The 6,864-nt window shown below is 60.9% G+C and carries 6 protein-coding genes; 3 read left to right on the top strand and 3 right to left on the bottom strand.

Annotation, left to right across the window (positions count from 1 at the left end; all coding sequences use genetic code 11):
- Positions 1–132: 132 nt before the first annotated feature.
- On the bottom strand, positions 133–1,221 hold the full coding sequence (locus tag ACCD02_RS22255) for a calcium:proton antiporter (RefSeq protein WP_413306620.1): 1,089 nt from the start codon (positions 1,219–1,221) through the stop codon (positions 133–135).
- Positions 1,222–1,481: 260 nt separating this feature from the next.
- Here ACCD02_RS22255 and ACCD02_RS22250 point away from each other — a divergent pair, with 260 nt between their 5' ends.
- From ACCD02_RS22250 to ACCD02_RS22240, 3 genes are all read left to right on the top strand, one after another.
- Positions 1,482–2,579 (top strand): BMP family ABC transporter substrate-binding protein, encoded by a 1,098-nt coding sequence (locus tag ACCD02_RS22250; protein WP_413306617.1) that lies wholly within the window; start codon positions 1,482–1,484, stop codon positions 2,577–2,579.
- 106 nt (positions 2,580–2,685) lie between these two features.
- A complete protein-coding gene (locus tag ACCD02_RS22245; RefSeq protein ID WP_413306614.1) occupies positions 2,686–3,654 on the top strand; it encodes an isopenicillin N synthase family dioxygenase in 969 nt (322 codons plus the stop codon).
- A 78-nt stretch (positions 3,655–3,732) separates the two neighbouring features.
- Positions 3,733–4,686, top strand: a complete 954-nt coding sequence (locus tag ACCD02_RS22240) for an adenosine deaminase (protein ID WP_413306611.1) — start codon at positions 3,733–3,735, stop codon at positions 4,684–4,686.
- A gap of 14 nt (positions 4,687–4,700) precedes the next feature.
- Here ACCD02_RS22240 and ACCD02_RS22235 read toward each other — a convergent pair whose 3' ends face one another.
- Both ACCD02_RS22235 and ACCD02_RS22230 read right to left on the bottom strand, forming a co-directional pair.
- Positions 4,701–5,393: an ArsR/SmtB family transcription factor gene (locus ACCD02_RS22235; RefSeq protein WP_413306609.1), complete on the bottom strand. Its 693-nt coding sequence runs from the start codon at positions 5,391–5,393 to the stop codon at positions 4,701–4,703.
- 498 nt (positions 5,394–5,891) lie between these two features.
- Positions 5,892–6,821 carry a LysR family transcriptional regulator gene (locus ACCD02_RS22230; protein ID WP_413306606.1) on the bottom strand — a complete coding sequence of 310 codons (930 nt, stop codon included), beginning with the start codon at positions 6,819–6,821 and terminating at the stop codon, positions 5,892–5,894.
- Positions 6,822–6,864: the final 43 nt, after the last annotated feature.

The following is a 6,864-nucleotide window of genomic DNA, read 5'->3' as shown; positions in this document are numbered from 1 at the left end:
TTTGGGGGGCGCTGCACTTTGGGGCGCTCACGCGTGGGCCCACCAAATTAATTCAACCGGGGCAACTTTTGGGGCCCGGGTTTTCGCGGGTATTTCCCTCCCGGCAAAACCCCGGTCCCACAGAATATGCATTCAGAGCCCGATCAGCGACAGCATGATGAACGTCGCAAACAGCACAAAGTGGGTCATGCCCTCGATGGCGTTGGTCTGCCCGTCATTGAGGTTGATCGCGCTGACCAGCAGGGTGACGAAGATCATCACGGTTTGCACCGGAGTCATCGCCATCTGGAAGGGTTGGCCGGTGTAGAGGGCCATGGCTTCCATCACCGGCACCGTGAGGATCACCGTGGACAGCGAAGCACCGAGGGCGATATTGACCACCGATTGCATGCGATTGGCCAGGGCTGCGCGCAAGGCGGTGAGGATTTCCGGCGCGGCGGAAATGGTCGCCACCAATACCGCAGCCAACACCGGCGGCGCACCGCTGCCTTGCAGGCCCAGATCGATGGTCTTGGCCATGACTTCCGCCAGGGCACCAATCACCACAATACCCAGCACCAGCATGCCGATGGACAGCTTGAGGTTGACGGGATCTTCCTCATGCCCCGACTGCTCCCCGTGATGCTTCTGCGGATAGCTGTAACTGAAGAAGTAACTGTGCGGGCCGACCTGCATACGCAAAAACACCGTGTACAGCAGCACCATGGCGCCGATGGTGAACATCGAATACAGCTTCCATTTGGCCTCGGGCACAAACTCCGGCACTACCATGGACACCGCCACCGCCGTGAGGATCATCACGCTGTAGGTGCGGGCCGAATCGTCGTTGTAGGGCTGCTCGCCATGCTTGAAGCCGCCCATCAGCGCGGCCAGGCCGAGGATGCCGTTGATGTCCAGCATCACCGCCGAATAGATGGTGTCCCGCACCAAAGTGGGCGAGGCCTCGTTGCTCATCATGATCGCCAGGATCACCACCTCCACCAGCACCGCTGACAGGGTCAGGATCATGGTGCCGTAGGGATCGCCGACTTTTTCCGCCAGCAACTCGGCGTGGTGGGCCACGCGCATCGACGCGCAGATGATCGCCAGCACCAGCACGATCCCGGAGATAAGGGCAACGCCCTGACCATGGGACAGCAACATGTGTTCAAGCGGGTATGCGATGAAGGCTGCGGCAATCGCCAACAGCAGAAACTTTTCTTGCTTGAGTAGAGAGCCCATTGCCTGCCTTTTCCGGTCCATGTGTTGTACATCCAGCGCCTGTAGAGCGCAGGGTAGTCTAAAGGTTTCAATTGCCACTATCGCTGCACCAGTTCACAGCAAGTGCACTCGGCCATGCACTGTCACGTGTCGTGTGCCATGCGCCGCAAGCCGCGCGAGACCGTCAAACGCCATTACTTGTCCTGTTGGTCAGTTTTTTGCATTGGTTGGACAGCCCGATTTGCCGGCGCCGCCAACAAGACCACAAGGAGCTCGACCCGATGCATTCCACCTCTCACCCACGTCGTCCGCTGAAGAAGCTGTTGTGTGCAATGGCTGCCGTGATCGGCCTGGGCTCCAGCCTGATGGCTGTTGCCGCCGACCCGCTGAAAGTCGGCTTCGTCTACATCGGCCCTATCGGTGACCACGGCTGGACCTATCAGCACGAACAGGGCCGCAAGGCCATGGCCGCCGCCCTCGGCGACAAGGTGACTACCAACTACGTGGAGAACGTGCCCGAAGGTGCCGACGCCGAGCGAGTGATCCGCAATATGGCCAAGGACGGTTACAACCTGGTTTTCACCACGTCGTTCGGTTACATGAACCCGACGCTGAAAGTCGCCAAGCAATTCCCCAAGGTGACCTTCGAACACGCCACCGGCTACAAGCAGGACAAAAACCTGGGCACCTACCTGGCCAAGACCTATGAGGGTCGCTACGTCGGCGGTTTCCTCGCGGCGAAGATGACCAAGACCAAGAAGATCGGCTACGTCGCCTCCTTCCCGATCCCGGAAGTGATCCGCGATATCGACGCCATCCAGCTGGCCCTGAACAAGTACAACCCGGGCACCGAGATCAAGGTGGTCTGGGTCAACTCCTGGTTTGACCCGGGCAAGGAAGCCGACGCCGCCAACGCCCTGATCGATCAGGGCGTGGACGTGATCTTCCAGCACACTGACAGCCCGGCCCCGATCCAGACGGCCGAACGCCGTGGTGTGTATTCCGTCGGCTACGCCTCGGACATGGCGCACTTCGGACCCAAGTCGGTGCTGACCTCCATCGTCAACAACTGGGGCCCGCATTACATCAAGGCGACCCAGAGCGTGATCGACGGCACCTGGAAATCCCAGGACTTCTGGGGCGGGCTCAGTGACGGCACCGTCGAACTACCGATCAGCGACGTGGTGCCTGCTGACGTGAAGAGCGAAGCCGAGGCAATCATCGCCAGTATCAAGAGCGGCGAAATGCACCCGTTCACCGGCCCGATCAAGGACCAGAGCGGCGCTGTGAAAATCCCGGCGGGGACGACGGCGACCAATGCTGAACTGGCTTCGATGAATTACTACGTGGAAGGCATCACCGCGGATCTGCCGAAGTAGATAAAGGCACTCTCCGTGTTTCATCCGTGGGACCGGCTTTAGCCGGGAAGGCATATTCCCGGCTAAAGCCGGTCCCACATCAGCCCCGAAAATGAACGAGCGCAGCATGAACCGACTCCCCATCATCGACATAACCCCGCTCTACAGCACCGACGAGCAAGCCTGGCAAACCGTCGCCGGGCAGATCGACAGTGCCTGTCGCGAGTGGGGCTTTTTCTATATCAAGGGTCACCCGATCAGCGCCGAGCGCATCGAAGCGGTACAGGCCCAGGCGCGCTCGTTCTTCGCCCAGGCGCCGGAAGAAAAGCTCAAGATCGACATCACCCAGAGCCGCCATCATCGCGGCTATGGCGCCGTTGCTACAGAGCAACTGGACCCCAGCCTGCCCAGCGACCTGAAAGAAACCTTCGACATGGGCCTGCACCTGCCCGCCGATCATCCCGAGGTCATGGCCGGCAAACCGCTGCGCGGTCCCAATCGTCACCCCGACCTGCCCGGCTGGCAAAGCTTGATGGAGCAGCACTATAAGGACATGCAGGCCCTGGCCCAGACACTTTTGCGCGCCATGACCCTGGCCCTGGGCATCGAACGTGACTTTTTCGACCAGCGCTTTGCCGCGCCAGTCAGTGTACTGCGCATGATCCACTACCCGCCCCGCGCCACCGCCAGCTGCGCCGAACAGCAGGGCGCAGGCGCCCATACCGATTACGGCTGCGTCACCCTGCTGTACCAGGACACCGCAGGCGGTCTGCAAGTGCGTGATGTGCGCGGACAATGGATCGATGCGCCGCCCATTGCCGGAACCTTCGTGGTGAATATCGGCGACATGATGGCGCGCTGGAGCAACGATCGTTACGTCTCCACGCCGCATCGGGTGATCAGCCCGATGGGCATGGATCGCTACTCGATGCCGTTCTTCGCAGAGCCCCATCCCGACACGCTGATCGAGTGTCTGCCGGGCTGCCGCAGCGAAAGTCATCCGGCCCGCTATCCTGTGACCACCTGCGCTGAATTCCTGCTGTCGCGCTTTGCCGATACCTACGCTTATCGACGCGAGCAGGAGGCCGAAGTCTGAACCGTCCGGTCAGGTTTCATGCGCTCGCGGGCGGCACTCTGTAGAATGCCGAACACTGCACCTGATGAGAAAATCTACATGTACGATTGGTTGAATGCCCTGCCCAAGGCCGAATTGCACCTGCATCTGGAAGGCTCGCTGGAGCCCGAGCTGCTGTTTGCCCTGGCCGAGCGCAACAAGATCGCCCTGCCCTGGAATGATGTCGAAACCCTGCGCCGGGCCTATGCCTTCAATAACTTGCAAGAGTTTCTCGACCTGTATTACCAGGGCGCGGATGTCCTGCGCACCGAGCAGGATTTCTACGACCTGACCTGGGCCTACCTGCTGCGCTGCAAGGCACAGAACGTCATTCACACTGAGCCGTTCTTCGACCCCCAGACTCACACCGACCGCGGCATTCCCTTTGAGGTGGTGCTCGACGGCATTTCCCGCGCCCTGGCCGACGGCCGCGAGCAACTGGGTATCGGCAGCGGTCTGATCCTCAGTTTCCTGCGCCACCTGAGCGAAGAGCAAGCCGAGAAAACCCTGGACCAGGCGCTGCCGTTCCGCGATGCCTTTGTCGCCGTGGGCCTGGACAGTTCGGAGATGGGCCATCCACCGAGCAAGTTCCAGCGGGTCTTCGACCGCGCCCGCAACGAAGGTTTCCTGACCGTGGCCCATGCCGGGGAAGAAGGCCCGCCGCAATACATCTGGGAAGCCCTGGACCTGCTCAAGATCCAGCGCATCGACCATGGTGTGCGAGCCATCGAAGACGAGCGCCTGATGCAGCGGATCATCGACGAGCAGATCCCGCTGACTGTCTGCCCGCTGTCCAACACCAAACTCTGTGTGTTCGACGATATGGCTCAGCACAACATCCTCGACATGCTCGAGCGTGGGGTGAAGGTCACGGTGAACTCGGATGACCCGGCCTACTTTGGCGGCTATGTCACCGAGAACTTCCATGCCCTGCACACCCATCTGGGCATGACCCAGGATCAGGCCCGGCGCCTGGCCCAGAACAGTCTGGACGCACGCCTGGTCAAGCCCTGAGCCAATGCCTCGGCTCAGGCTGCCGAGGCGATCCGGCTGATTTCCCGCTGGCCACTGGAAGACACCTGTAACTGCCCGTAGTCTTCCGTGGCCCGCAGCCAGCCCATCTGCATGAACAATTGCAGCAGCCCGGCCCCCAGCGCACCGCCCAGATGCAGGCCGATGTCATTGGTTTCAGGGCAGACGCAGACGGTTTCCACCTTGCGATGGGCCAGGGCCGGGATATAGATCCCGCGCTCGGCAAAGCGCGCGACGCCGATGCTGGTGACACCCAGGCCGGACTCCTGCTGCTCGATCCAGCCCGAATTCAGTAGGCGCTGGTACAACTCTTCTGCCATCTCGCCGCCCAGATGGTCACAGCACACCCCGACGCGCCGCAGCGGCAAGGGCGGCAACGGCTGGGCGACGCTGCGGCTGACCTGATCAGCCCGCACCAGCGAAGCACTGGCCAGGGCCTCCACGGCCGCGCCGACTTCAGGAGCGGCCAGGCGGAAGAAGCGCTTGCGCCCGCGAGCTTCCTGTTTGAGCAGACCACCCGCAGCCAGGCGCGCCAGATGAGCGCCTGCCGACGCCGTGGAAAGTCCGGCCAGCAAGGCCAGTTCGTCAGAGGGTCGTGCGGTGCCGTCCATCAAGGCCCAGATCATCGCACTGCGCTTGGGGTCAGCCAGCAGCGTCGCGATCTGGCTGATGCCAGGTGCATATTCCATGTATTCACTCCCTGTTGAATCAATCGTCCCAATGCAATGACGTACGCGCATGTGCGCGGTCATCCGTTGATCGAGGTGGACTCCAGCTCAGCCAGCCTCCCGATGAGCGATATGGCAAGCGGACTGGTTAATGTGGATCCAACTTTAGGCGGCCAGTATAAGCTTTGCGTTCGTTGGTTCCCCGATAAACAAATAGGCACGGCGGCGTTGCGAGCTGGCGCAGTGTATAAATCCCGCAGACACAAGATTCGCTGCGCAGTGGGCCTGAAACCGGGTCGAGTCAGGCGAAACCGCGCTATATCCTGCTTTGCAGCCCAAGCGCAGAAAAATTCCGAAAGCCGGACGCAGAATTCACACTCCTGAAAAGTCAAAAACGGATGGTTAAAACCAACAAGCCCGCGCAATGAGCGTGCCTTTTCGTCATCAAAAAAGACGTTTTTGCACATGCTTTTCCGAAGTATCTGTAGGCCGATTCTTCAACGCTGCCACCGCAACTATTCAGCTTTCCTTATGAACCTGACCGGGGTAATCGCGCGCCAATACCTCACAGCGAATCCTCAGCAGGTCCCGCAAGGCATTGACCGGCTGACTCAATTGAGCCCGATGGGCGCAGAGGATATTCAACGGCGAGCGTTCGCCCTGCAGTTGCGGCAACAGTATTTTCAAGTGCCCGGCCTGCACATCCGCAGCCACATCCAGCCAGGACTTGTAGGCCAGCCCCTCCCCCGCCACCGCCCAACGCCGGACCACGTCGGCATCGTCACTGAAGCGATTGCCTTGCACCGACAGGCCGACCTCACGCTTGCCATCATGAAACAGCCAATGGTCATGAACGCGGTTGCCGAGTCGGTACAGCAAACAGTTGTGCTGAGCCAGTTGTTCCAGATGCTGCGGTTCGCCGTGTCGCGCCAGATAATCCGGCGAGGCACACAGCACCCGACGATTGTCCGGCGCCACCGGCAAGGCCACCAGGCTTGAATCTTCCGGCTCGCCGTAGCGCAGGGCAATGTCCACCGGCTGACGGAACAGGTCGGCATTCTGGTCACCCAGCAACAAACGCACACTCAGATTCGGGTACTGCCGTTGAAATTCGTCGAGCCAGGGCAGCAGCACATTGCGCCCGAAATCCGAGGGCGCCGACAGTTGCAGCACACCCTGATATTGATCCTGGCTGCTGGCCAGCAGGCGTCGGCCTTCATCGAGGCTGCCCAGGGACGCGCGGGCATACTGCAGGAAACCTTCGCCTTCGACGGTCAGGCGCAGGCTGCGGGTCGAACGGGTCAGCAGGCGCGAGCCCAGTTGCAGCTCCAGACGCTTGAGCGCGGCACTGGCCACCGCCGGGGACAGGTCCATGACCCGCGCGGCAGCGGACAGACTGCCCAGGTCCGCCGCCCGCACGAACAATTGCAAATCATCGAAACGCAGCATTGATCAGCCGATTATCAAAAAAGCATTGAAAGAGCCTAAGGTT

It is taken from the genome of Pseudomonas sp. Pseusp88, assembly GCF_047303955.1.
In the GTDB taxonomy this organism is placed as follows: domain Bacteria; phylum Pseudomonadota; class Gammaproteobacteria; order Pseudomonadales; family Pseudomonadaceae; genus Aquipseudomonas.
This window is presented reverse-complemented; position numbering and strand designations above follow the sequence as displayed.